1 protein-coding gene is annotated in these 229 nt (G+C 55.9%); it reads right to left on the bottom strand.

All coding sequences use genetic code 11. The annotated features are described in order from the left end of the window. Window positions 1-229: Ig-like domain-containing protein (locus tag KVT36_RS32495; protein ID WP_217607549.1), on the bottom strand; the 229-nt coding region annotated here is incomplete at both ends.

Here is a 229-nt window from a genome sequence, read left to right as displayed (position 1 = left end):
GCCCCATGAAAAAATTCCACTTTGCGCACCTTGCCACCTGCATCTGCTCCAGTAGCCGCCATACCAATATCAGCATTATTAAAGAAGGCAGCGTTATTGGCCGGGGCGTAAAGGCTTACGGTAGGCGCGCTGCCACTGTTGCCGCCAGGGGCAAAGGTCAGGTAGTTAAGGTTCAGTTCCGCTGCATCCGTGGTTACACGTAGTACTTCTACGCCGGTGGTCGGGGCGG

This window comes from Chitinophaga sp. GbtcB8, assembly GCF_019091455.1.
Taxonomy (GTDB): Bacteria; Bacteroidota; Bacteroidia; order Chitinophagales; family Chitinophagaceae; genus Chitinophaga.
The sequence above is the reverse complement of the archived record's forward strand: the minus strand, read 5'-3'. Positions and strand labels throughout refer to the sequence as shown.